Source organism: Nitrospira sp. Ecomares 2.1, from assembly GCF_965152585.1.
Genome location: NZ_OZ224219.1, coordinates 1,890,547 through 1,914,754, shown reverse-complemented (window position 1 = coordinate 1,914,754; position 24,208 = coordinate 1,890,547). Strand labels below are relative to the sequence as shown.

The 24,208-nt window shown below is 50.3% G+C and carries 23 protein-coding genes; 10 read left to right on the top strand and 13 right to left on the bottom strand.

The genetic code is table 11. The features are described 5' to 3' along the window. Window positions 1–447 precede the first annotated feature (447 nt). The 4 genes from ACWHYD_RS08340 to ACWHYD_RS08325 all read left to right on the top strand — a co-directional run bounded on the left by ACWHYD_RS08340 (window position 448) and on the right by ACWHYD_RS08325 (window position 4,915). Window positions 448–2,502, top strand: a complete 2,055-nt coding sequence (locus ACWHYD_RS08340; RefSeq protein WP_447965441.1) for an ATP-dependent nuclease — start codon at window positions 448–450, stop codon at window positions 2,500–2,502. Between the two features lie 46 nt (window positions 2,503–2,548). After that, complete coding sequence (locus tag ACWHYD_RS08335; RefSeq protein ID WP_447965440.1) at window positions 2,549–2,854, top strand: hypothetical protein; 306 nt, start codon at window positions 2,549–2,551, stop codon at window positions 2,852–2,854. Further along, window positions 2,836–3,936, top strand: a complete 1,101-nt coding sequence (locus ACWHYD_RS08330) for a DUF4268 domain-containing protein (protein ID WP_447965439.1) — start codon at window positions 2,836–2,838, stop codon at window positions 3,934–3,936. The genes ACWHYD_RS08335 and ACWHYD_RS08330 overlap by 19 nt, the downstream gene beginning before the upstream one ends. Before the next feature lie 493 nt (window positions 3,937–4,429). Beyond that, window positions 4,430–4,915: a DUF1456 family protein gene (locus ACWHYD_RS08325; RefSeq protein ID WP_447965438.1), complete on the top strand. Its 486-nt coding sequence runs from the start codon at window positions 4,430–4,432 to the stop codon at window positions 4,913–4,915. Between the two features lie 407 nt (window positions 4,916–5,322). On the opposite strand, the gene ACWHYD_RS08320 is transcribed toward ACWHYD_RS08325, so the two are convergent. The 3 genes from ACWHYD_RS08320 to secB all read right to left on the bottom strand — a co-directional run bounded on the left by ACWHYD_RS08320 (window position 5,323) and on the right by secB (window position 6,461). Beyond that, window positions 5,323–5,535 (bottom strand): type II toxin-antitoxin system RelE/ParE family toxin, encoded by a 213-nt coding sequence (locus tag ACWHYD_RS08320; RefSeq protein WP_447965437.1) that lies wholly within the window; start codon window positions 5,533–5,535, stop codon window positions 5,323–5,325. Then, window positions 5,535–5,789, bottom strand: a complete 255-nt coding sequence (locus ACWHYD_RS08315; RefSeq protein ID WP_447965847.1) for a prevent-host-death protein — start codon at window positions 5,787–5,789, stop codon at window positions 5,535–5,537. Before ACWHYD_RS08315 ends, ACWHYD_RS08320 begins: the two co-directional genes overlap by 1 nt. A gap of 213 nt (window positions 5,790–6,002) precedes the next feature. Beyond that, a complete protein-coding gene (gene secB / locus ACWHYD_RS08310; RefSeq protein ID WP_447965436.1) occupies window positions 6,003–6,461 on the bottom strand; it encodes a protein-export chaperone SecB in 459 nt (152 codons plus the stop codon). 271 nt (window positions 6,462–6,732) lie between these two features. Here secB and ACWHYD_RS08305 point away from each other — a divergent pair, with 271 nt between their 5' ends. The 3 genes from ACWHYD_RS08305 (at window position 6,733) to ACWHYD_RS08295 (ending at window position 8,705) form a co-directional block, all read left to right on the top strand. Beyond that, the gene (locus ACWHYD_RS08305) at window positions 6,733–7,047 is read left to right on the top strand and encodes a hypothetical protein (protein ID WP_447965435.1); all 315 of its coding nucleotides are present in this window, start codon (window positions 6,733–6,735) and stop codon (window positions 7,045–7,047) included. Window positions 7,048–8,068: 1,021 nt separating this feature from the next. After that, window positions 8,069–8,362 carry a nucleotidyltransferase family protein gene (locus ACWHYD_RS08300; protein WP_447965434.1) on the top strand — a complete coding sequence of 98 codons (294 nt, stop codon included), beginning with the start codon at window positions 8,069–8,071 and terminating at the stop codon, window positions 8,360–8,362. Then, the gene (locus tag ACWHYD_RS08295) at window positions 8,352–8,705 is read left to right on the top strand and encodes a HepT-like ribonuclease domain-containing protein (protein WP_447965433.1); all 354 of its coding nucleotides are present in this window, start codon (window positions 8,352–8,354) and stop codon (window positions 8,703–8,705) included. The genes ACWHYD_RS08300 and ACWHYD_RS08295 overlap by 11 nt, the downstream gene beginning before the upstream one ends. Window positions 8,706–9,458: 753 nt before the next feature. Here the strand turns inward: ACWHYD_RS08295 and ACWHYD_RS08290 are convergent. After that, window positions 9,459–11,612, bottom strand: a complete 2,154-nt coding sequence (locus tag ACWHYD_RS08290; protein ID WP_447965432.1) for a Tex family protein — start codon at window positions 11,610–11,612, stop codon at window positions 9,459–9,461. A gap of 96 nt (window positions 11,613–11,708) precedes the next feature. After that, window positions 11,709–11,999, bottom strand: a complete 291-nt coding sequence (locus tag ACWHYD_RS08285; RefSeq protein WP_447965431.1) for a hypothetical protein — start codon at window positions 11,997–11,999, stop codon at window positions 11,709–11,711. Between the two features lie 119 nt (window positions 12,000–12,118). On the opposite strand from ACWHYD_RS08285, the gene ACWHYD_RS08280 reads away from it, so the two are divergent. Then, window positions 12,119–12,826, top strand: coding sequence for a DUF3313 domain-containing protein (locus ACWHYD_RS08280; RefSeq protein WP_447965430.1), 708 nt, complete (start codon window positions 12,119–12,121; stop codon window positions 12,824–12,826). Window positions 12,827–13,038: 212 nt separating this feature from the next. Here ACWHYD_RS08280 and ACWHYD_RS08275 read toward each other — a convergent pair whose 3' ends face one another. The 7 genes from ACWHYD_RS08275 to ACWHYD_RS08245 all read right to left on the bottom strand — a co-directional run bounded on the left by ACWHYD_RS08275 (window position 13,039) and on the right by ACWHYD_RS08245 (window position 22,336). Beyond that, window positions 13,039–15,396, bottom strand: coding sequence for a fatty acid cis/trans isomerase (locus ACWHYD_RS08275; protein ID WP_447965429.1), 2,358 nt, complete (start codon window positions 15,394–15,396; stop codon window positions 13,039–13,041). Between the two features lie 541 nt (window positions 15,397–15,937). After that, window positions 15,938–17,251, bottom strand: coding sequence for an OmpP1/FadL family transporter (locus ACWHYD_RS08270; RefSeq protein ID WP_447965428.1), 1,314 nt, complete (start codon window positions 17,249–17,251; stop codon window positions 15,938–15,940). 73 nt (window positions 17,252–17,324) lie between these two features. Next, window positions 17,325–17,654, bottom strand: a complete 330-nt coding sequence (locus ACWHYD_RS08265; RefSeq protein WP_447965427.1) for a hypothetical protein — start codon at window positions 17,652–17,654, stop codon at window positions 17,325–17,327. Between the two features lie 64 nt (window positions 17,655–17,718). After that, complete coding sequence (locus ACWHYD_RS08260; protein ID WP_447965426.1) at window positions 17,719–18,414, bottom strand: DUF3313 domain-containing protein; 696 nt, start codon at window positions 18,412–18,414, stop codon at window positions 17,719–17,721. A 237-nt stretch (window positions 18,415–18,651) separates the two neighbouring features. Continuing rightward, window positions 18,652–20,520, bottom strand: coding sequence for an esterase/lipase family protein (locus ACWHYD_RS08255; protein ID WP_447965425.1), 1,869 nt, complete (start codon window positions 20,518–20,520; stop codon window positions 18,652–18,654). 219 nt (window positions 20,521–20,739) lie between these two features. Next, on the bottom strand, window positions 20,740–21,213 hold the full coding sequence (locus ACWHYD_RS08250; RefSeq protein ID WP_447965424.1) for a hypothetical protein: 474 nt from the start codon (window positions 21,211–21,213) through the stop codon (window positions 20,740–20,742). 223 nt (window positions 21,214–21,436) lie between these two features. Continuing rightward, the gene (locus ACWHYD_RS08245) at window positions 21,437–22,336 is read right to left on the bottom strand and encodes an Lnb N-terminal periplasmic domain-containing protein (protein WP_447965423.1); all 900 of its coding nucleotides are present in this window, start codon (window positions 22,334–22,336) and stop codon (window positions 21,437–21,439) included. A gap of 788 nt (window positions 22,337–23,124) precedes the next feature. Between ACWHYD_RS08245 and ACWHYD_RS08240 the strand changes: the two genes are divergently transcribed. Then, entirely contained in the window at window positions 23,125–23,295 is a 171-nt protein-coding gene (locus ACWHYD_RS08240) for a hypothetical protein (protein ID WP_447965422.1), read from the top strand. Between the two features lie 6 nt (window positions 23,296–23,301). Beyond that, window positions 23,302–23,619, top strand: a complete 318-nt coding sequence (locus tag ACWHYD_RS08235) for an LEA type 2 family protein (RefSeq protein ID WP_447965846.1) — start codon at window positions 23,302–23,304, stop codon at window positions 23,617–23,619. A gap of 16 nt (window positions 23,620–23,635) precedes the next feature. On the opposite strand, the gene ACWHYD_RS08230 is transcribed toward ACWHYD_RS08235, so the two are convergent. After that, the gene (locus ACWHYD_RS08230) at window positions 23,636–24,115 is read right to left on the bottom strand and encodes a hypothetical protein (RefSeq protein WP_447965421.1); all 480 of its coding nucleotides are present in this window, start codon (window positions 24,113–24,115) and stop codon (window positions 23,636–23,638) included. Between the last annotated feature and the right edge of the window lie 93 nt (window positions 24,116–24,208).

Genomic DNA, 24,208 nt, shown 5'->3' with positions numbered 1-24,208 from the left:
TTCTAGAATATAGATCAATCGCCCTCGAATTTTCGCGGAGAAAATGTGAAATCAAATGCTGTCTTTATTTCTGAAAGGAAACATAATCAAATTTCTTTCTCTGATTTCCATCAGGGGAAATCCCTCTTCGTTCCGTCCTTATCGTTGCGAATACTCGAGCACCCATCTTCCTATGAATCATTCCTTCTCCCCTGCATTGTCATCCTGAGTTCCAGCCAAGGATCTGTGCCCAACACAACGCCGCACATCAACACGCACCGACAGAATTTTTTGAACAAAATTTCTGTACATTTTTCAACGAGTTGGGTAGCATGGGCGGGAAGTGCAATAATTAGCATACATCGTATCACTAACAAAAAATATGAAGTTCAGGTTACCGATCAGCAAGTTCCAATTTTCCCCGAAACTGTTTTTACAACACCAGACCTCTAACTCGTTGGTACCGACATGAAGATCCAAAAGCTAAAGGTGGTAAACTTACGCGGCCTAAGTGATGTTAGTTTTGAGTTCGACAAACCGACTAACGTCATTGTCGGTCCAAATGCCATTGGCAAAACGACAATTCTGGAAGCAATTCGGCTTGTGAAATCCCTGCTTATGCCTCGTTATTATCAAGAAGGGCAACAAGTTCTTGTTTCCCTCGGGGCAATGTCTCCACACCCACAACTAAATAATTATTTAGAGTTTTCTTCCCTCGCTCGAGATGAGAAAATACCTATTGAAATAAATATGACAGTAGAACTCAATGCCGAAGAGTCTCATTATCTTTTAGCAGCGAAACAACAGTTAGGTTTAGAGATCCTTCGAGGGCAGTTGGGTAGAAATGAAGATGAAGGTCAATTAGCTCTAACCCAATTTCTCTCCTCTGAAGAAGGGAAGAAACGACTTGATCAAATTACGCAGGGAGTTGAAAGTGAAGTATTGAAATTTCAAACACCCATTGCCTTTCCAATTAAATTGACGATCGATCCAAGTAGGCAGGGTATTCGCGGTGAGAATCAATTAAATCAAACAATGGTTAGCCTACTTGAAAAAAGGCACCCCCCTCATAAAGCATTGTTTAGCTACTTCCCTGCAGACAGAGCATTTCCTTCTGGAGAAACAAACATCCAAATTGGGTCCGCTGAAGCAAACACCCAGATTCAATCTCACCTAGGCCTAGCATCAACCAAATACCAGCGTCTAAAACAGACAATTGTAAATAACCTATTTCTTGCTGGTGTAAATCAAAACGAAATTACGGAAGACTTTAGGTTAGTTCTCGGCAAGCTCCTACCAGGAAAAGAACTTTCCCATATATCAATAACTCCGGTGGGAACTTTAAAGGTAGCAATTCAAGAACTATCTTCAGGTAAAGTTTTCGACATTGATGGTATGAGTAGTGGAGAGAAAGGTCTAATACTCACATTTATGTTACTTCGTCGAACTCTTGCTTCAGGGGGCATCGCTCTTTTAGACGAACCAGAGCTGCATCTAAATCCTGCAGTATGCAAAAATATTATTTCTTTCATAGCAGATGAAATCATCAAAAACAATGATATTCAAGTTCTTCTTTGCACGCATTCTGGGGAGATACTTGGCGCAGCTTTTGATAGAGAAGATTGCACAGTCCATCATCTAAGATCACATAATGATGCCACTAAAATATACGAGAAAGATAACCATGAAATTTTCAGTGCTCTAAGCCGCTTAGGAACTTCTGCAGCGGACAGTCTTTTTTCGAAGGGAAATATCTTTGTCGAAGGTGACCACGATGCCCTCCTAATAGAAGATGGCTTTTTTGAGCTTATTAACGGGTTCAAAATCACAAGTTTGGGAGGAAGATCCGGAGTCGAGAGGGAAATCGAAACGCTTCAACGGGCTGAAAAAAAAGGTGAACTGGATAAGAGAAATTGTTTTATTTTCGATTTTGATCGAATACTTACGAATATTGTTAGCAGTCCAATGGTGAAAATTCTTCAATGGGATAGATACTGTTTAGAAAATTATCTGATAGGGCAAAAAGAGCTATACGATGAACTAATTGAGTTGGGCGTTTCAGATCTTGGATCACGCGGTACATTTACTAATAATGTTAAGAGAATAGCAATGAAACAGCTAAATGAAGTCGTAGCGAAAGAAATATTTGACAAGAAATCACCCGAAGGTGCTGGACTTAGAATGAATGATATTGCAGGCAAAACATTTGAGGAAATGGCTCAAACCTTATCAAATAGGCTTTCCGGGCTAAAGACAGAAATACAAGATTTTGAGGAATCCAACTGGAAAAAAGAATTTTTAGAAATGTGCGAAAAACAGCACGAAGAACTGCTGCCTTTGTGGGATAAAGAATGGATTAAAAAAGCAAGTGGAAAGCGGTTAATTGATGACTTATATAAAGAATATACATTAAACATATCAAAGTTAAACCTAAAACGGAAACTAGCGAAGCGAATACAAAGAAACAAAACCGAAGACTGGACACTTGTTAAAAGCAAAATTCGTGATGCCTTAAACACCTGAGGATTGGGATCCTAATAATCGAAAGTGGTTGGAAAAAACTTTCCTGTTGGCTTCATATTTTTTCACTCGTGATACGCGCCGTTTGTTGTACTCTTCGGAGTTTGATGACCTCCCCGAACAACTCCGTATCGTTGCCAAAGTGGATGAACTCATGGCCGTCTGCGACCAACTAGAAATCCAACTCACCACCACCCTCGCCACCGCCGCGCACCTCCTCTCCGCCCTCATTGCCGACCTCACCGCCTCCCCAGAAACAACAAAGTTTCTGTCTCGCCCGCGTCCAGCACCGGTCGGCGGGGCAGACCAAGCAGATTTTAAATTAGGACACCTACCTTGCCACTTTACGAAATGACTTCTGATGCGTTCCGCCCGCTCAGCCAAGCGTCGTTTGCCGACCTCAAATTGCGCGAACGCGATGACCTCCAACGATTGCTACGGACGCAGATCGAAGTGCTGGGAGACGATTTCTACGTGCTCACGGAGGAGTTCAGCGATTGGGACGACAGCCGCCGCCGCATCGACTTGCTCGCAATTGACACACAGGCGAATCTCGTAGTGATCGAACTGAAGCGGACGAATGACGGCGGACACATGGAACTCCAAGCCATCCGCTATGCCAGTATGGTTTCGGCGATGACGTTTGAACGTGCCGAGTCGATCCATGGAGAATTTCTGGCCAGGATCGGAGAGCCGACAGAAGAAGCACGCACCCGCATGCTCACTTTTCTGGGCTGGGAGGAACCAGACGAAGAAGCATTCGCGCCTGATGTGCGCATCATGCTGGTTTCCGAAGATTTTGGGAAGGAACTCACCACCGCCGTGCTCTGGCTGCGCGAGCGGGACATCGACATCCGGTGCGTTCGGCTGCGCCCCTATCAGGATGGCGAGAAGCGGCTGATCGATGTTCAGCAGATCATCCCGCTGCCGGAGGCGAATGAATATCAAGTTCAACTCCGAGAGAAGGGGCAGGTGGGACGAAAGAAACGGGCAGAACGCTACGAACTGCGCCTAAAATTCTGGCAGGGATTGGTGGCCATTGCCCACAACAGACACACGCGACACGCCAACATTAAACCGGGGGCCTACCATTGGCTCGGAGCAAGCTCGGGCATCCGCGGGCTCGGCTTCAATTATGTGATCGTCCAGGAATACGGCCTCGCTGAACTTTACATCGATCGCGGCGAGGCAGGGGAAAACAAACGCATCTTTGACCAACTCCACGCCCGCAAAGACGAAATTGAAAAAGCATTCGGTGGGACACTTTTGTGGGAACGTCTCGAGGCCAAACGCGCCTGCCGGATCAAGCACGTTCTTGAGAACGGAGGCTACCGCAGCCCGGAGTCCGAATGGCCGACGATTCAATCAGAGATGGTCGACACTATGACAAAACTGGAGGCTGCGCTAAAGCGGGATTTGGCGGCGCTTGGTCTGTAAGTGGTTGGATAGAGTAGAAAACAGGATTCAGCATCCCGTAGGCCGAGCCTAGATTGCGGGGTCAGGCATGAGTACTGACTTTATTAGGGTTAGGTCTTGTATTCATACATCACTCCCTCCCCCACCTCTATTGGCCGTCATGGTGTTGAAGTGGGAGAGAATTTTTCTTTTCGAGTTTCTTTGGTCGCCTCATCCTGACCCAGAAATAAACCTGCTTTTGGTTGAGGGAGAGCCGCTTGGCGTTCGAGTCGTTGAACTTTCTCGGGAGCCCATTGCACTCTATCAAATCTTGAAATTTGAAGGTATGGTAGGCAGTGAAGACGAAGCGAAGGCCATGGTCTCTGCGGGGTAAGTCCTGCTCAATGGGAAAATCATACTCAAACACGAAAGAACATTCTGACTGGTGAGACGATCACGTTCGCTGATGAAAATTTCGAATCCAACTCTCACCAATTCGTGGGACAGTGAACCATGAAGTCAAGGAAACTCAGACATGAACAATAATTATTGCCTTCGTCGAATTCGCTACATCCTGGATTTTAGTGATTCCAAAATGATTGATGTTTTTGCTCAGGCCAACCAGACCGTGACACGAACAGAGGTGAGTGCGTGGTTAAAAAAAGATGATGATCCGGATTTTGTCGAATGTCCTGACATCATGTTCGCCACGTTTCTCAATGGTTTGATTAACGATAGGCGTGGCAAAAAAGATGGCGCGCAGGCTGAACCGGAACAACGGCTCAACAATAATATTATTTTCGTTAAACTGAAGATCGCCTTCAATTTACAAGCCGATGCCATATTGTCGATATTGGCTCTGGCTGATTTTCGTATAAGCAAGCATGAGCTGAGTGCATTTTTTCGCAGACCTGATCATAAGCACTATCGCAAATGCCAGGACCAAATTTTGCGGAATTTCTTGAATGGCCTTCAACTGCATTATCGTCACAAGATGGAACCCGACGAACTCTTTCAATAGCCACCCTTTGAAGTCGCCCACTGCGATGTCTCTAAGGATTAATTCTCTTGATCATTAATTTGGGAACAATTATGCGCCGGGTTTCGGCCCGGCAGCCGAGCCACTTTTGTTTCGGCAAAAGTGGCCAAAACCATTGACGCCCCGTCTGGCCTCATTTCAGAGGTGGGACGCCAACTCTGAAGAGCGGCCCAACTCGCAAGGCTCAAACAAGGTCCGCGGAATACTAAGAGCGTCCCTCCTTTGGGGCAGCCGGCAGGCGTCGGATCAACATGCAAGCGTACCAAGGCAAACCCACGGACGGACAATAACTGCGAGGGTTTTTCCTTCGTGGCCATGTGAACATTTTATCGATAGACCCCATCATGGGTTCCAATATCGAGCAAGACAATTTCATTTCTGGTAATTCGTCATGTCAAAGTAATACGGTAGGCATGAGTCAAGCTGACGGCATGCCGTCCTTCCAATTCCCCTTTGAGAGCATGTAGGCGAAGAGAAGGTTGAAACAGATTGGCTTCTAATCCTCTGAAAACTTTGGCGAGTGGCTTTTTCTGTGCGGGGTGAGTTCGCGTGAACTTGGCCACACGCCGATCAAAATAGCTGGTCGTGGCCAGCGTATACATTAGGCTTCGAGGTGAAGTTCGTCGATGAGAGTTTGGGCTGTATGGGGACGGACACGCCCTTGCTTAAGATCCTTCAATGAGCGGCGAATTCGGTTCAGGTACGACTTATGATACCGCTTCGCCAGTTCCCGATATTGATCTTCTGCCATGATGACATAGGCGGGTTCGTTGTTCTTGAGCACATGCACCGGCCCCTTCTTCAAGGCTTTGTCAATGACCGAAAGTCCCCTGCGCTTAATTTCGGTCGCCGGAATCGTTTTTTTGCGCTGTGTCAGTCGTGGCTCGCATGAAATTACCGTATCCCACCGATCCCATCACGGGAGCCAATTCCTAGGGTCTTGCAATATGACATCTTTACTGGCTGACTTTAGTAACTCTTCCTGCAGAAATCCATGCCGTTCGTGATTGGCGATCAAATACGCTATTGCCCCCTCCCCTCAAGAAAGCACTTCGCCGTAGAAGCTGACTCAGTGAGTCGTGGCCACGGAATCGGTTTGAGTCTTTTGTTGCTGCTGTTGGTGGTAGAGGGCCTCAAAATTCACCGGGTTGAGCATGACGGTCGGGAAGCCTCCCCGTGTCACCGCATCAGAGACCGTCTCACGAACATAGGGAAAGAGAATATTCGCACATCCGATGCCTAACACCGGGCCCAGTTCCGTTTCCGGGACATGGCGAATCCGGAAAATCCCGGCTTGTTCCGCTTCCACGATAAACATGACCTTATCCTTCACCTTGGCCGTGACCGTGACCGTCAAGGATGCATCATACAAGCCCTCTTCCCCACGGGTATGTTGCGTCTTCAACTCGATATGTATTTGTGGGGCGTCACGCTCCAGAAAAATGCCGGGTGCATGGGGAACTTCTAAGGACAAATCCTTGACATAGATTTTCTCTATGGTAAACACGGGCTTCGTTTCTTCAGTCATGTGCCATCCTATTCGTGAGTGAGTACATACGGTCATCAAGCCACAGCCGGGCCTGATCAACATGATTCCGGCATTCTAAAAAACCGAGACCAATATTGTCATCGATTCCTCATGAGACGCAACCTGGCTTCCATTTCTTTTAGAGTCTGACTGGGGGCAACCTTCATTTCAAAGATGAATGTTGATGTAGAAGACCAGAAATTGGCATCATATCGGGTGTGCTTTCGAGGAAGAGACCACGGCGACGTGGAATATGATCTGGAGCGCTGACATGCGATTCTATATTTTACGTAATCAAGAAGTCGTTTTGGCCTCTGGTGCCAAGGAATTTGGCGAATGGGTGGAAACGGCTGATCGGGTTGTGAGTCATACACAGATCGCCGACATTGAGGTGTCTACCGTTTTCCTTGGGATTGATCACCAGTTCTTCGCCGGCCCCCCTCTCCTGTTTGAAACAATGGTGTTTGGTGGCGCCCTTGATCAAACGTGCCGCCGCTGTTCCACCTGGGATGAAGCCGAGGCGCAGCATGAAGCGATCCTGTCGGAAGTGTTAAACCGCGTGTATGGCTATTATGATCCAGGTTGAGCCTGTGACGGTCGTTTCGTCTTTTATCTGCCTGGAGGCAGACCTTCCCTTTACACATACTCCCGGCCCCTTCCCACCTTTCTGATTGTTCAAACTGATTAGATGCCGGGTTTCGGCCCGGCAGCCGAACCACTTTTGTTTCGGCAAAAGTAGTCAAAACCATTGACGCCCCGTTTGGCCTCATTAAGAGGAGGGACGCCAACTCTAAAGAGCGGCCCAATTCGCTCCGCTCAGACAAGGTCCGCTAGCTGCCAAGAGCGTCCCTCCCTTGGGCCAACCGGCAGGCGTCGGAAAACATGGGAAGTTTTTTGAGAAATTTCCATCAAAGAGGGAAGAGCGCAGGCATAATGACGGAAAGAAGTTGGATTACCTTCAACGAACGCCTGGAATAAATTGTAAGGACTGATCGATGCGGGGTTTCGTCCCCGAAGGACGAGGTCCTTTTGTTTCGGCAAAAGGACCCAAAACCATTGACGCCCCGTCTGGTCTGACTGAACAGAAGGGCCGCCAATCCTGAGAAAAGCGGACCAACTCGCCAGGCTCAAACAAGGTCCGCTAAATACTAAGAGCGCCCCTTCCTAGGGCCAGCCGGAAGGCGTCGGGTCAACAATTTGCCTGTCGATTCTGGCGTTAACCCGGTTGGCCGACCGGAAGGTGGTCGGTTAGGTAAGCCTTCTTTCAATTTCGCCTACCAATGGCTCTTTCGTCTTTGATCTGAAACAGGGATACATATTTTGTAGAAAATAGCCGGCAGGACGGAGAAGAGCCGATGCAGTTCCGCTATTTAAAGGCGGGAATGGCACCCATAGAGAAAGATGGATGTTAGGATAGAGTGAGTTTGCCATCCGAAACATGCGGAAGTTCTGCTCGAAAAGATGGGCTAATGCTAAGCTGAACCGTTTTTGGTAAGGTTCCCTGAGAACGATGACGATACACGGTTTTAGGACTTTGATTATTGTCGGGATGCCTTTGCATCATTTTTCGGCAGGCAGGGAACCTGGTTTTATATGGAGGCAATGATATGAACCACACGAATCTTCTCTCGTTATTAACAAATGGCCGCGAGGAAATCGTACGCCGATTTGGCATCAAGAAATTGGGCATCTTTGGTTCGGCTGCTCGTGATGAGATGCACGAGGGTAGCGACATTGATGTTCTCGTGGAGTTTCAGTCCTCCCCCACCTTCGATGCCTATATGGATCTCAAGTTTTATTTGGAGGATCTTTTTCATACTAGTGTTGATTTGGTTATTGAGGATACCGTGAAGCCACGTATGCGACCTCTTATTGAAAAGGATTTGATTCGTGTCGCGTGATTGGACGTTTTTTCTGGAAGATATACTTGAAGCCTCCAAAAAAGTGGGCCGTTACACCAACGGTATGACACTGGAAACATTTCAAAGCAATGAGTTGGTCTTCGATGCAGTGGTTCGCAATTTGGAAATTATCGGTGAGGCTGCTAAGCACTTGCCGCCGGAAATCCACAAGATGATGCCCGAGGTTGAATTGTCCAAGGCTGCCGCCTTTCGAGATGTGATTGCGCATGGCTACTTTGGATTAAATGTTCATATCATTTGGGATGTGACCCAGAACAAAGTCCCTGGCATCTCTGCGGCTATAGAAAAACTACTCACCCAACTACGGAACGATCAGACTTGAACCATCTACCCTCCCATCAAAGCCTTCATATAATGTGACGAGATCTTCCATCCTTCCCTACCGCAAGATTTCCTTTAAATTCCCTGTCCTTCAAAAACATTCCACGTTTCTTTGGTGATTCTTCTGCGAGAGTTTGAGAGTGGATAGGGTTAGCCTTCCAATCGCAGATACACCCGGCCCCTTCCCACCTTCCTGATTGTTCGCAATGACTTACTTTTCTTTGCGGGTTTTTGAGGGGTTCTCCCGGCAAAGATGGATGGAAGTTGTCTTTTAGATGCCATGTTTCGGCCCGGCAGCCGAACCACTTTTGTTTCGGCAAAAGTAGTCAAAACCATTGACGCCCCGTTTGGCCTCATTGAAGAGGAGGGACGCCAACTCCGAAGAGCGGCCCAACTCGCAAGGCTCAGACAAGGTCCGCCAGCTGCTAAGAGCGTCCCTCCATTGGGCCAACCGGCAGGCGTCGGAAAACATAGGGAAGTTTTTTGAGAAATTTCCATCAAAGAGGGAAGAGCGCAGGCATAATGACGGAAAGAAGTTGGATTACCTTCAACGAACGCCTGGAATAAATTGTAAGGACTGATCGATGCGGGGTTTCGTCCCCGAAGGACGAAGTCCTTTTGTTTCGGCAAAAGGACCCAAAACCATTGACGCCCCGTCTGGTCTGACTGAAGAGAAGGGCCGCCAACTCTGAGTGCAACGAAGAATCTGGGGCCAGCTCACAGCCACATGGCTTAGCGAAATGACCCTCGCGACTCAGGGCTTCCCGTTTGAGGCCGCCTTCATGGAAAGGGAAATGCGCTTGCGGGGAATGTCGACTTCCAGCACGGTGACTTTGACTTGTTGGTTGACCTGCACCACCGTGTTGGGATCGCTGACAAATTTGTTGGCGAGTTGACTGATATGCACGAGCCCATCCTGATGCACGCCGATGTCGACGAACGCGCCAAAGGCCGTGACATTGGTCACCACCCCGGACATGATCATGCCCGGCTTAACCTGCTCGATGGATTGCACCCCTTCATCAAATTTCACGGCTTCAAATTGTTGACGGGGATCACGGCCGGGTTTGGCCAATTCGGTGAGGATATCCGTCAAGGTCGGCTTGCCCACTTCCTCCGTGATGTATCGAGTGAGATCGATCGTGCGTTGTCTGGCAGGATCCCTCATGAGATCCTTGACGGTGCAGCCTAAATCTTTCGCCATCGCGTTGACCACGGCATACCGTTCAGGATGCACGGCACTGGCATCAAGCGGATGCTCCCCATCGGTGATGCGTAAAAATCCTGCGGCTTGTTCAAACGCTTTGGCTCCCAGGCGGGGGACCTTCTTTAATGCCGTCCGGCTCGCAAACGGACCATGCTCCTGTCGATAGGCCACGATATTCGTGGCGAGCTGTGGCCCGACGCCGGAGACGGCCGTGAGCAGTTGCGGGCTGGCCATATTGACGTCCACCCCTACCCGATTGACGCAACTGATCACCACATCCTGGAGCCGTTGCTTTAAGATGCTCTGATCGACATCATGTTGGTATTGCCCGACGCCGATGGCCTTGGGATCGATTTTCACCAGTTCGGCTAAGGGATCCATCAGCCGCCGCCCGATCGAGACCGCGCCGCGCACCGTCACATCGTGATCGGGAAATTCCTCCCGGGCGACCGGAGACGCGGAATAAACGGAAGCGCCGCTTTCGTTGACCATGACGATCGGGATGGCGGATGGCAATTTGAGCGCGCGCAGGAATGTTTCGGTCTCCCTCCCGGCCGTCCCATTGCCCACCGCGATCGCCTCAACCTGAAAACGCTGACACAATTCCACCACCGTGTCTCCCGCCTTAGCGGCTCCGCCTGTTCCCAGATGCGGAAAGATGGTCTCCGTATGACGCAAGGTGCCCTGTCGGTCCAAACAGACCATTTTACATCCGGTGCGAAATCCCGGATCAATGGCCAGGACGGTCTTCTGTCCCAGAGGTGGCGCCATGAGCAGTTGCTGCACATTTTGGGCAAACACTTCTATGGCCGTTTGATCGGCGCGGGTTTTGGTGACCAGGCGGGCTTCGGTTTCCATTGAAAGGGCCAGGAGCCTGGTAAAGCTATCTTTGACGGCCAGGATGACCTGTTCCGATGCGGGCCCCTTTCCTTTCACAAAAAGGCGATGCAGAATTGAGAGGGCTTCGGCTTCCGGCACCAGCACACGAAAGGTCAGAAATCCTTCCACCTCGCCACGCCGCATGGCCAGGACACGATGGGATGGCGCCTTGGCCACCGGTTCTTCCCATTCAACATAATCCCGATACTTGCTGCCTTGCACATCCTTTCCGCGCACGGCCGTGGTCTTGAAAGTCCCTTGTTCCAGATACAGGGCACGCATGGAAGCGCGAGCCTGCAGATCTTCGCTGATCCATTCGGCCATGATATCGCGCGCACCGGCCAACGCGTCCTCCACCGTCTCGACGCTCAATTCCGGATTCAGAAATTTCTGCGCTTCCGCTTCGACATTCAATTGGGCATCTTGTGCCCAGAGGCTCAACGCCAACGGTTCCAATCCTCGCTCTTTGGCGATCATGGCTCTGGTGCGGCGCTTGGGGCGGAAGGGTAAATAGATGTCTTCCAATTCGGTCATGGTCGTGGCCGCCTGCACCTGCTCTTGCAGCACATCGGTCAGCTTGCCTTGTTCCTCGAGCGAGGCCAGGATGACGTCCCGACGTTTATCCAATTCTCGAAGCTGCGCCACGCGGTCCCGAATGGAGGTAATGACAACCTCATCCAACCCGCCGGTGACTTCTTTGCGGTACCGTGAAAGAAACGGCACGGTGGCGCCATCATCCAGCAGACTCACCGTGGCCGTGACCTGCTTGTCGGTGATCTTCAATTCCTTCGCAATGGTCTTATCATGCAATGCTGAATTCATAGTCTCGTTACATCCTTACGTATTTTTGAGTGAAATTTTTGTCACGAGTCGTTCTTCACAACGACAGCCATATTACGCTTACATCCTCTCAGCAACTTACTTGGGTTGGGGTTCCAGCTCCCATCCCTTAGCTCGCAAACACTGGTCAACTTCTTGTTGTGCCGACTGCTCGGCCGATCGAGTGATGAACCCTTGGCTGACCCCTGGTTTCCCCATTTGACCACTGGGAATGCCAGGGCCGGGGGGCGGCATCAGGATGTGACTGCGGCAATCGATTTGATCCGCCTCTAGATCCGCTTCTGTGGCACCGGCCTTGACATACTTCACGTCAGTGCATCCATAGAGGAACAGACTTCCAGCACAAACCACCAGCCATGCTCTCATCATGAGATACCCTCTTTTTCTAAATGGAGTTGAGTGGAAATGTGGCCTTGATATGGTCTTTATGGAATAGACGAGATATACTCGTCAACTTTCAATCTCAAAAGGAAATGTAGGATACCAGAGTGAACACCTTTTCAAAAATACAGAGGCTGAGTTTTCTCTTCTGCGTGGTCCTCAGTCTGCCCGGTTGTGCGCAAAAAACCCAATCATTGGATTTTTCCGGTTTTTTAACTGATTACAACAGCCTCCGTCCTTCCCCGGATGACAGCGGTGCCTGGACCTACCGGAAGCCAGGCGTCAATTTCAAAGACTACAACACCATCATGCTGGATCCCCTGGTGATCTTTCCCAGCCAACATTCTGAGTATGGTGGCCTTGATGGGTTAACCGCCTGGAGATTGGCTCTGGCATTCCAGGAAAGCATGAGCCGCGCACTGGCAGGAGGCTATGTGATCGTGAAAGATCCCGGTCCCGGGGTCCTGCGCCTCCGCGCAGCCTTGACGGATGTGATGTTGGAGCGCCCGGCACTGGAATCATCGATCCCGCTGCTTCCCCTGGCCAACGATTTCCTGATCCAGGGTGCCGAAAAAATTTCCGGCATGAATGCCCTGGAGGGAGAGGCCGCGATTGAGGCCGAGATATTGGATACACAGAGCCAGGAACGGTTGGTTGCTTATGTTGAAAAACGGATGAGCTCAGAGGTTCTCCTGACGCGCGAAAAGGATTCCCTGGGACCCGTGCTGGAAATATTTGACTACTGGGCAAGGAAACTTCGACAACGGTTAGACGAGGAACGCGGGATACGCGAATATCAAAAAGATATTCAGTAAACCTCTCTCCAGTTTCCCGATCACCACAAAAACTAAGGGGATAAGAGGCAAGAATTCCACGATCACGGTCGCCGGGGTGAAGCACCTATGCGCTGGATCGTCATGGTTACTCTTTAACTTTTAGACAACGCTTCTTCTCAACCGAGAGTTGTTTTTTCCCTGTCCGGGGGTGGTCTTCATCGTTGAACGCATGATCATCCCCTCGCCACGTCTTACCTGTTTTCCAGACGACTGTAGTCAAGCAACCCTGCTTCAACGGGTGACTCGTTTTTATAGGCAGCTTGTATGGCATCACTATGCTTCCAAAAATCAGGATCACTTCGTCTGACACCGAACCGATTGAGCAGAGCTTGATAATCCTCCTCACTACCGAGATGTTCCACGGCGCTGACAAACTCTTCGAGTGTGGATTCGTCGACCTGGTAAAAAGCGTTGGGATAGGCACCCAAAAACCCTCGCACCACCGTTAAGGTATCTTCTTCCGGCAAACGCCGTTCTTGTTCAAAGAGCAGATGGGACACATTGCTCATCCCGTTATCATGGATGAGGGTCACCACCTGAGCATGGGACCCGCCAATTGATAAGATGGCGTTTTGGGGCAACCAGGACACGGCTGTTCCTTGGAGGTGGGATAACTTCTCCAGCTGTTGACGGACGTGGTCATTACCAGAATTCTCAATCGCATAGGGCCTGTGCAAGACCGGCGCGAGCCGTTCGCGCACCATCCCGATTAATTCTAATTTATGGTCTGCCGTGCGATACTGAATTCCTGTCTGACGATTGATGCTGTTGAAATATACCGCACCAAAATCTTCGACCTTATCCCCGGCATCTCGATACCAGTATTTCCATTCCTGGGTTCTCGTCCGTTCCGGGAGCAGGGTGAGAAAATCCAGCTCCCCCTCCATTCGCAAAAAATCCATGTACAGGCGGGAATTTAACTGGTGACCGATATTGCCATACACGTCATACCCTGCAACCAACAGATAATGAATCCGCTCAAGCAAGGGATACCCCAGTAACACCATCGTCTTGGGCTCCTCGCCGACAAACCCTTTCACGACGGTCGCATTATCCAGATGTCGAAACACGGTGAGAGCCGCATTGTCATTCTGCCCATCGCCATCCCAAAGCAGGTCGAGTGAAATGGCTTCCGGTGTCGAGACATGTTGTTGGATGAACTTAATTTTGCCGGCCACATATTTCTTTTCTAATTGAGAATATTTCAGCCAGGTCCCCAGGGGTGTGGCGTTGCTCTGCTCGACGATGGGCATTTGAAGATTCTTCGCTTCTTTTTCAAGGAATTGGGCCCCCTGGGCAATGGTCGTGCTATTGGGGTTTGAAAAAACTATCCAGAACCGCTCATTAATCACATTGAGCGCCACCTGTCCCCGGCAGACAGGTCCCTTGATGAAATTCATCAGGGTAAACTGGGCTTCATCGAGCAGAAACTGATACCGGGATTTCACCGGAATCAATTTGAAGGTTTCAAAAGGATTGGCCGACGTCTCCGGGTCATAAGACGGCAAGGTCGGCACCCCATAGGCTGGTTCTAAAAAGAGGGTGCGATACCGGGACATCCGGTCGGGATTGAGCGCATACGGCATGTGGGTTTTGGCCAAAATCGTGGTCCGGACCGGCTCAAAGCGATAAAAAAAACGATCCACTTTCGGGTCATCATAAGGCCGTCTGGTGGCAATGAGATCAATGGCTTCACCTGGAGGGGTTGTGGATCGTACGAGACGAAAGAACTGCTTGGGGGTGAGGTCATCAAAATAAAGATGGGCCAGGAAGAGATGCTCGTAGAGATACCGGCTCATTAATTGTTCTTTCGGTGTCTGGCCATTCAAAAACGTTTCCCACTCCGAAATGTTTGACAGGACACCTGCGGTCACCGGAGCTGGTGCTTCATCGTCGGCGCCCTCCTCCAACCACTTCATCAATGTGGCGTGTTCCTCATCGCCTAAACCGGGTAATCCAAAGGGCATCCCCCATAAGGGATTGTCCCGCGCGAACGCGTCAAACTCCGGAAGCGTCGGGCAATATTGAGGCCGCTCGATGCCAAAATCAAAACTGGGGGGGAGCGGGCTGACAGCGGGAAGCGGGTGCTGTCGCTTCAGGAGCAACATCTTCGCCATCAGGCTCGCTTGGAGATTGGCCTCTTTCGTCTGCACCCGTTCGTTCAACACCGGAAAAAACTGCTTCTCCCGCCATTCGGAGGGTGAATGCGCATCGACAAAAAGCCGGGTGGGTTCCATGGCCAATAATCGACCGGGGTTATAAATCAGTTCTTTGTTGGCACCGCGTTCAATCCCTTCATGGGCACTGAGATTGAGTTGACATGGGGCATCGTAACATCCATGACAGACGATACATCGAGCCTCAAGAATCGGTTTCACATCCTGCCGGTAACTGACTGTGGTCACCCCGGTTGTTTTTGTCAGCCGGTTTTGCGGGGAGGAAGGCCCGAATTGTTGTTCCAGCTGCATCCCGGCATAGAGGGCGCAACCACCCACGATGATCGTGAGAAGCAGGATAAACACAATACGGGCGTATGGACGATCTGTCATCTTATCTCCTCAGGGTTGCTTCTCTATTGTTCAGGTCCATGTTTTTCGTTCACGGTCCCCCACTATATCTAACGGGTAGCGAAGTTGGCGAACTTTCTGAATGGCCGTTATTTCAGCGCAGGATATGGTAAACCGGCGAGCGTCGGTTTTTTGTTACCATGGTCCCGGCTCGCATAGAGAGCCAGAAACCCATCACGAAAGTGCTCGTTTGTTATCTATACAGAAGCAAAAAATCTTTTGATCGATTGGACGTTCGTCAACCACGTGGCAGGAGATTGTTTCAACATGAAGATGGAAATCGACTGAAGAGGAAAACCCGAAAGCGCCTCGGAGCCATCGCGTGATTGGCCTTCCTGTTCACATGAGGCTTCAAGTGACCAATCCTCGCACCCTTCACCCGATGCCAACGCAATGAGTCAGAGGAATGGGTTCTCTCATCCTGTCATGATCGAAGTGCAGGGAGGAGGCATCGGTCCTGAGCCCGGCAACAAACCATTCCCCCTCGACCGTGTCACAGATGCTCGCCAGAAGGACTGTGGAGTTAAGCTCCTCCCGGCCCCATCTTCACCCCTTCTCCCCAGGTGACGGTCAAGGCAAAAAAGTTGAGCGTCGTATTCTTAAAGTCACCGGACACCCGGCCGGAAAGCGGTCCACGATTTTGATCAACCGGCATATCTCCTATCCAGGTCAGTTCATAGGAAAACCCAAGATTGAGGGTGCGCGTCGCTTGCCAGAGTGCCCCAAACCCGAATTTGTAGGTTTCACCAACCGGTATACTGAGTGTACGATTTTTATCCTTCACCATGGAACTATCGTAGGCAAAACCGGTCGAGACCACCCATGCGGGGTTCACACGATATTGGGTCCCGAATGCCACATGCCAGGTATCCTGGTAGTTCAGGTTGGCGACCAGGTTTGTGGGATTGGCCGTATCTACGCCGATATCCACCTTCCCGAATTCAGACCAGTCCTGCCAACCAAAATCACCCATGATAGCCCATGCCCCGGTCAGGTCATGGTAGGCGCTGAACATCAACGACTGGGGAACCGTCATGCCGACATCGAGTTTCTTATTCAACAGGCCGTTATTCTGCAGAGCGGTCCCGATGGGTCCGAGATTCGAAAACTTCGGCTTATCGGAAAAATTCAAGTCAATGGGAGATTGATACGTGAGTCCGAAGCGTGTCCCTCGGGTCGGCGTGAACAGGACGCCAATATTGCCCCCAACCCCGACAGCCTGATCTTTGATTTGCATTTGCCCGTCGTTGGTACTCCCGAGATTGTTGATACCAACCGTTTGTTTGACGGCGCCCAGCATCACGTTGACCCCTCCGCCGACAGACAGGTATTCATTGACACGATAGCTGGCCGTGGGCATAAAACTGACTCCGGCCAGCAGCGCATCTTTCACGTAGTAGCGACCGACCCATTCCCCTTTGTATTTCAATCCCAGACCGAAATTGGAAAATATGCCAAAGCCCACTCTCCAATCATCTCCCAGGGGATGCACGTAAAATCCACTGGCTCCGGGAAACACATCAATGGGATTCCCGCCTCCTCCGCCGGACGGGGTGGACTTGCCGTTGGAGGTGAATCCTATATCACCATATAACAGTTGAGCGCCACCCTGGAATTGAGCGCCCTCCAGGAGGGACATGCCGGCCGGATTCTTAAATAAGGTTGACGCATCCTGAGCGCGAGCCGCCCATCCCGCCCCGGCGAGTCCTACGTCCGGTGTGCCGATTTCAGTCAGGAAGAGACCTCCGGCTTGAATTGATGGAGGCAGAATCAATGCTCCCATCAAGAGAAGACCCAGGATGTGTAACCGGGCTCTCACCGCAACAACTTCATTCATGATTCTTCCTTCATCTGAGGGATGGCCTGCTGGAATGTCCAGGACCACACGTTTGATGTGGCCCTGAAATCGTTTATTCAAATTGGACGTCGAGAATCTTTCGATCCGCATCCTGGCCGGAAGGCAGGACGGCGCATCCGAGATACACCGTTTCCTTTGCTTTCACCGGGATTTGGGCGGTCGTGACCACGTTGTCTCCTGTGATTTCGGAAACGGTTGCCATGATGGTCGCATCCGGATGCTTGTTGACAATTCCCTGTTCAATCTTGGAATGAGGACACTCCCCGTTAGGACGCTCGATCATTTGAGCATACGGTGTGGCATCCATATGCTGGAGATTCCCTCCACCACAGGACGCTAAGGCGAGGATCACGCAACTGGACCACCAGGGCACGACTTTCATAGGAATCTCCTTTTCAGTGAACAACGGGATGATTCGACCGGATCATGCTGGGGATGCCGCGCCATTACGCCTCCGGCTCCACACAATTTTCTCCACCTCGAAGCAGACATGCCCGCCAGCGAACTTTTTCCGCCCAATACCGGTAGGCTTCCTCGACATCGTTCCACGAATTGGTGACTCCGCTCAGACTTTTCGTCCCTCCCCGGCGATCCACCGCAGCGGCCAGCAGGGTTTTGTCCGAGGAATCCGTGACTTTCAACTCCACACTCGCCGACCCTGTAAAACCGGACACGCCTGTAGCGAAACCTTTTACTCCGGTTAAGACTCTCAACTGAGGAACGATGCTTGAAACCGTATCTAGAACGGGATTGGAGGTTTCGGCTTCCGTAATGGCGGCCTGGAGACGCATAACATCCGGACCGGGTGTGGTCACAATTTCATAATCGGTTTTTAAGGCTTCATGCAATTTGGCCCAGAAGAGATCCGCCATCCGTTGACGATCTTCCGCGGACACGTCTTTCAATTGGGAGTCCTTGCCGATCCAGAGGGTGACGGGATCAAGAATGATTTTCTGGTATTTTCTCCAATCGGCTTGAGGATTTTTATAGATCAAAAGGGTTTCGTCTTTTTTCCCTTCTTTTAACATGGAATAGTCTCCAAGAAATCCTGATTGTTCCACGCTCCGAGTTTGCTGAGTGCTGGCACAACCCGATACACCTACCAACAGGATGAGAACCACATGTAACGGTAAACGGATCATCACGCTTTTCTCCTCGCTTAAGATTGATAAGAGGCTCGTCAAAGGCAGTTGTCTTTATCTGGATTATAGCGATATCATCATGGAAAAAATACGAGGAATAACAGGCACGGTTAACGTGTTGTATCATGCCGCCAACTGAAAAACTCCTCGCGGATCGGTAACCTCGAAAAATGTTGGCTCAGGAAGATGCCAGGGCTTATGAACAGACCCTCGTGCAATCCTCCCACCCCCCCCACATCAGGCGCAGAGGCCATGGGTCTTGCAGGTTTCCAAGGCATGAAGCAATAAAATCCGTCTGACTTCCTGGATCGTATGCGTATTCGATTGACAGGAATGGCCGGACCGGACAATGAATTCCGATTCCATTCCCTCCAGATGAGCACTCTGATACGCCACCACTCCATCGTTCCCATCCTCCATGGGACCATCGCCCTCCACCGCTATAATTGAGTGGCCGGAAACTCCGGGAGCCAAAGGGGTCTGAGCCAGGCCTTTCGCCAGGGGGCTTCCCGGTTCCATCGCCGACACACTTCCCACATTCATTCCTTGTAAATCCAGCTTGAGTGTGTCGAGGTTTAACGACAGGAGATCTGTGACACCTGACATCAATCGGCCCGGCAGCTTTACGAACTTGGCCAGTTGATGGGCACCCCAACTACCAGCCACATAACTCCCATGATGGGGCGTGGCAATAAAGATAAGGCGTTTGACCGTGGGAAGTGGGGTAATAAACAGCATTCGTTCCAGTAAGTCCCGGGTCTGGTCGGATACCTTGATGTCGTCAAGTGGTTGGTTGCTCACTTCATCCCAAAAGATATTTCCGGTTTCGACGGCCGTGAGTCTGCTCAACAGCCCACCCTGACTATGTCCAAGGACGACCATCGCCTGGAGAGCAGGATCCTGATATTTCCGCTCGAGGTCACTCACAGTTGTTTGCAGGGTTTCCCGCAGCAAAGCCGCAGAATACAAAATGGGATTGCCGGTATCATATGTGAAAAACCAGAACTGAAATCGATCACGAACTGAGGGGTCCGCCATCAGATCGTTGGTCATGTCTGCCCACCTTCCGGAGCCGGAGGCCGTCCCATGGACAAAGACGACCGGAATACGGCCAGGTCTATACGGCTCCAGAGCAATTAATTCCCCTGACTCACCGGCCAACGAATCTCCCATAAAAAACCCCTTCAGTTCCCGTGCCCAGACCCGGTCATCGGCCAAACTAGCTGCCAGAGAAGAGGTAAATTCAATTTCCAACGGCACATCACTTCCCTGGATACTGACCGTCCTCCGGTCATAAGCGTTATACACCTCCCAGTCTCCCTGAATAGTCCCCTTCTTCAATTGTTCCATAAGATTGGGAAGCCTCATGAAGGCCGTGACAGGCATTTTGCCTTTGGCAATCTGTAACCCTTCCTCCTGACCTAAGGGGATTTGATCGGCCGCTAACGGAACCCCGATTCCGGCCTGCCGATAACGGTTATGTAACCCACGGACTTCCAACTCTGCGACGGGGATGAAATTGGTGAGAGTCCGGTTTTCCCACTGGAGCCGATTTTCCGGAAGGGCCACCTGGAGGGTTCCGAAGGGAAGGGTATAGCTTCCCGATTGCAGAATCATGACGGAACGCTCTTTGGAAATGAATCCCGTCGTCAGACTCCTATTGTACAAATCAGCCGCAATCCGGACACGAGGATCAAATGGGTTGAAATGATTGCTCGAATCTTCGGGAAACAAATAGAGATACGCATACAAGGCCGCGGCCAGATAATAGGTCGGTTGGTTGGTTTTATGCGCATAGAGAAAAGACAATTCAGCGAGCGCGAACGCCACGGGACCTTTTCGTTGCTCTTCAGCGAGGAAGATATGGTGCAAGGTGTTCAACGCCTCACGGGGATCATCAAAATAAGCCTCAGTCAGATCGGTGACACGGAGCACATTTTCGGTATAGGGGCTGGTTTCCCCTGAAGAAATGACGTTTTTGGTTAATTGGTGCCGAACGGTCTCAGAATCGACACGAGTCACGCCTACCGGCGACTGGCAACCGGTCATCATGACGGCGGTGAAGATGATAAAAAACCAGAGACCGTGAGATTGTGTACGTGTCATGTTCCTTGCGATTCCTTTGATAAAATCGGGTAAATACTGACTCCGGCCAAACATAAATCCACTTTTTCTCCGAGGTGGGGCAACTATTGCCACCCTCGGCCCACCGACTTACTCCTCCATTCACGGAGGAGCAAGTCGGCCCAATCTGCGAACAATCGAGGAACACAACCTATACCATCTTGCTGAGGCACAATTCAGAACACATTGCTGAATTCCCGACTAATCCATCAATGGAATATTGGCCGCGAGATCAAACTTGATCGCAGCCCGGATCTTATTCTCCATTTGCAGATAGCGAGCCACTTTATGAGCCGGAAGGACTGCGCTGAGTTTTTCAGCATATTCCCTCCGCATTTTGACTTCCGCCCCTTCCGTTTTAATTGATTCGTTGATGAGATCTTTGGCCACCTTATCAGGCACGGACCCTTTATTGTAGGCTTCCGCATATTCGTTGATGAGTCCGCCAAGATGCTGGTTTAAATGCTCCAGTTCTTTTTGATAGCCCTCGTAGAGTGGCCAGAAATCCTTGGATTCTTTGTCCGTCAAATCCATATTGCTGGCGATGAGCAGCTTCTTATCAGCTTTGACCTTATCGATCAATATTTGCATATTGGTGATTTGTGCATTCTCCGCGAAAACTGGAGTCACGCACAGAATGACGGCGGCAACGGTACACATGATGAACTGCTTCATAACGCTAATACTCCTTGGTTGTGGGTAGATGATGGTGAATGCTAGATGAGAGAATGAAATTCTCTCACATCTTCGCCTGAATCGGCGGCAGCAAGCGTAGCAAAGGCATAAATTAAAGTAAACGCTAGAGAAAAGTATATTCAGCCTGTCTGTGGGAACTGGGAAAACTGAAATAGCACAACGGTTACAGATTGAGAATCAACTTAAATCCTGGTTGCAGATATCAGGGAGAGAGAAGATGGGCACGGATGCGACTGGAAAAATCAGGAGCTTGGTCGGCCTGCCAGGCCCGTTCGTTAATATGGGCACGAGCCTGCAATGCTTCGAACGAAGGACCGGCACCCAACTTTCCCTGTTCGTGGAGGTAGGCAGGAGTGTATCCGCTTAACAGAATTTTCCAGGAAAAAGGCACATGGCCGGGGTTCAGACGCGTGTGCATCCAGATGACATTCGTGCAGTTGGCGGTGAGGGTATTGTAGAACTTCGGTCGCTCGCGGAGTTCGTTGATGGTCTTCATGTACCCCAGAAAAATCCGTTTGAGGTTTTCAGGAGACCCGGTTACTGAATACAGGTACACATCTTCAGGAGGATCTTTTCGATAATTCGTCCGGACCCGGATCAGATCCCGTTCATCGCCCACGATATAGATCAGCTCATACTGTTTAAAAAATCCTTTGATGGAAGAATAGCCTTCAGTGGCTTCCTTTCTGGCTTCGATGGAAATGGCCAAGTGGTCATCACCGAATCCGAACGTGAGAAAAATATGCGCGATCATCGGACCCATCCAATAGGCGGCCACAAGGTCCACTGAATCCAGTTTGGTGAGATCGTAGGTCTGGTCGTAATAGGCGGGCGTAAAGTCGGTTTCGGTACGGTAGTCAAAGTTTCGAATATTGTGAACGGTGATCAAATTTCCGTCGAAGGTGGCATAGGGAAGCATGGCCACTTCCGCTTGCCACACGCGATCATTGGACGGCTCGATCATGCTCCACCAGACAAAGAGCAGGATAAACAGGCTGAGATAAGACCCGGCGGCCATCCATCGAAACCGACCGGTGCAAAAGCCGACCAACGCCACAAGGCCGGCTACGGCAAAGCATGCAGCCAGGAGCGTCCGGAGCATGTCAGATCCCGGCCCGTCAAAATATAACGCGAAGGTGCCCCAGCCCCCCATTCCAAGAATCAGGAATGCTCCCAGAGAAAGACCGACGTACCTTATTATCTGTCGCAGAAAAATTCCTTTAGGAGCATGTGTCAGAAATGAAGTGCACTTTACTCTTGCTCTTGGCAAAACCTACCAAACAAGAGACATGCCATTCGCGAGCTAAGCAGAAGATTCCGGAAGATTGACATACCCGGGAAACGACAATCAACAGGCCGGGTGTCATCTGGAATTATCGGATCTTTGTCCGAAAGATACTGCGGCAGGCTTCGGGAAATTTTTCTGGCTCATTGAACAGCATACTTGAAAACGTGATCGAGACAACACACATAGTCATCAATTCCCAGAAGTTATGCAATGGGAGTCAAATATGGTTTGCGGAAATATCCAATTTCTCCTGTCATATCCCTCGGACATAAACTCAAAATAAATCCGAAAGACCCGGACCTTCTCACTATCATGAAGATGTATCTTTTCCGCGATTCATCGACTTTCGGGAAAAGTCACGCCTGAAAAATTTCGAGAGCACATCTGAATAACACGCTGAATTGTCTTCGGCTCTCTTCCTCGGAGGGGGGAATTCTATCAGAACCATCGGGAATGGACTTTGATGGCAGTTGTGCTGATGTGAATGGGAATATAAAATCTGGCGCACGCATTTAGTGGGGATTCGCATGCTAGACTGGACTAGACGGGAGATTCTTTGCAGGTGCAGCGTAACCGCACTTCACCATGAAGGGAAAAAATCTATGCCGATTGTGTTCAGCAGGAGGTTGCGAATATCCGGCCTCATCCTACTCGTTATCGGGTTTATGTCGGCCTGCTCAACTCTCCCTGGGAATTTTGAGACACCAAAGATCTCTATTGCCGGCATTACTCCGAAAGATGTCACCCTCTTTGAACAGCGTTTTGAGGTGTAACTCCGGATCCAGAATCCCAATAATTTCGATCTGGGTCTCAACGGTATTCGTTTTGATATTGAGCTGAACGACAAGGAATTCGGCAACGGCATGTCACCAGCAAAAGTGATCGTCCCGCGATTGGGATCCGAGGTGGTCACGGGAGAGGTGATTACCGGCCTCGACAGCTTCCTTCGTCAGGTTCAAGGAATGAATTCCACGGCCGCCAAACTGCGGTATCATCTCCAAGGCACAGCCTTCGCTGAATCCCCCGGCAACTTCACCATCCCCTTCGACGATAGCGGAGAAGTGGACCTCCATTTTGCGCCGGCAGCACAAGAGTAAAAAATAATTTCCGGTTTTACCATGTAAACCGGAGGAACCCACCGTTATAGTCAGGAGCATTGATGGAAGGGCGGAGCAGAATGGGTTGCTTCTGTTTGACATCCAGGCCCTGCGGCAGATTCTCTGACGGAATGACGGATTGAAAAGCCTGGAGGCTGTGCATTTCGACCCCCAATTCAATCCCCGGCAACTTGCCGGGAGATTTCAGTTGAAGACGAGCTCCATTCCCCGATTGCTGCAATACCCCACTTTGAAGATTCCGTTGAAACAATCTCTCCCCTATTACCTTTTCTTCCGCACCTTCTCCATCGTTATTGGATAAATTGGGATAGGATTTGTATCCCTCAATTTCCGGAGGTGGATACACCTCTGCCATCAAAACCTCCTGCCCCTTCACGGCAGCTTGGACAGATGCACGGTCCAGACCGCCCTGAAGAAACCCTGCAAGGGACATAATGGTGGCGAGTACCACTCTTTTACTTATCAATGTCCGCATAAATCTACTCCCTTGTTGCTCTCCCGTTTATGATGACTATTCACCAATGCCGATACTTGGATGACCTCACGATTATCATAAAAGAGTTTTTTG

What these genes read in the sequence shown, in the direction of transcription:
- ACWHYD_RS08340 (WP_447965441.1), top strand. Translation starts at nt 448, where the DNA reads ATGAAGATCCAAAAGCTAAAGGTGGTAAACTTACGCGGCCTAAGTGAT.
- ACWHYD_RS08325 (WP_447965438.1), top strand. Translation starts at nt 4,430, where the DNA reads ATGAACAATAATTATTGCCTTCGTCGAATTCGCTACATCCTGGATTTT.
- ACWHYD_RS08320 (WP_447965437.1), bottom strand. Translation starts at nt 5,535, where the DNA reads ATGTATACGCTGGCCACGACCAGCTATTTTGATCGGCGTGTGGCCAAG.
- secB (WP_447965436.1), bottom strand. Translation starts at nt 6,461, where the DNA reads ATGACTGAAGAAACGAAGCCCGTGTTTACCATAGAGAAAATCTATGTC.
- ACWHYD_RS08305 (WP_447965435.1), top strand. Translation starts at nt 6,733, where the DNA reads ATGCGATTCTATATTTTACGTAATCAAGAAGTCGTTTTGGCCTCTGGT.
- ACWHYD_RS08300 (WP_447965434.1), top strand. Translation starts at nt 8,069, where the DNA reads ATGAACCACACGAATCTTCTCTCGTTATTAACAAATGGCCGCGAGGAA.
- ACWHYD_RS08290 (WP_447965432.1), bottom strand. Translation starts at nt 11,612, where the DNA reads ATGAATTCAGCATTGCATGATAAGACCATTGCGAAGGAATTGAAGATC.
- ACWHYD_RS08285 (WP_447965431.1), bottom strand. Translation starts at nt 11,999, where the DNA reads ATGATGAGAGCATGGCTGGTGGTTTGTGCTGGAAGTCTGTTCCTCTAT.
- ACWHYD_RS08275 (WP_447965429.1), bottom strand. Translation starts at nt 15,396, where the DNA reads ATGACAGATCGTCCATACGCCCGTATTGTGTTTATCCTGCTTCTCACG.
- ACWHYD_RS08270 (WP_447965428.1), bottom strand. Translation starts at nt 17,251, where the DNA reads ATGAATGAAGTTGTTGCGGTGAGAGCCCGGTTACACATCCTGGGTCTT.
- ACWHYD_RS08265 (WP_447965427.1), bottom strand. Translation starts at nt 17,654, where the DNA reads ATGAAAGTCGTGCCCTGGTGGTCCAGTTGCGTGATCCTCGCCTTAGCG.
- ACWHYD_RS08260 (WP_447965426.1), bottom strand. Translation starts at nt 18,414, where the DNA reads ATGATCCGTTTACCGTTACATGTGGTTCTCATCCTGTTGGTAGGTGTA.
- ACWHYD_RS08255 (WP_447965425.1), bottom strand. Translation starts at nt 20,520, where the DNA reads ATGACACGTACACAATCTCACGGTCTCTGGTTTTTTATCATCTTCACC.
- ACWHYD_RS08250 (WP_447965424.1), bottom strand. Translation starts at nt 21,213, where the DNA reads ATGAAGCAGTTCATCATGTGTACCGTTGCCGCCGTCATTCTGTGCGTG.
- ACWHYD_RS08245 (WP_447965423.1), bottom strand. Translation starts at nt 22,336, where the DNA reads ATGCTCCGGACGCTCCTGGCTGCATGCTTTGCCGTAGCCGGCCTTGTG.
- ACWHYD_RS08240 (WP_447965422.1), top strand. Translation starts at nt 23,125, where the DNA reads ATGCCGATTGTGTTCAGCAGGAGGTTGCGAATATCCGGCCTCATCCTA.
- ACWHYD_RS08230 (WP_447965421.1), bottom strand. Translation starts at nt 24,115, where the DNA reads ATGCGGACATTGATAAGTAAAAGAGTGGTACTCGCCACCATTATGTCC.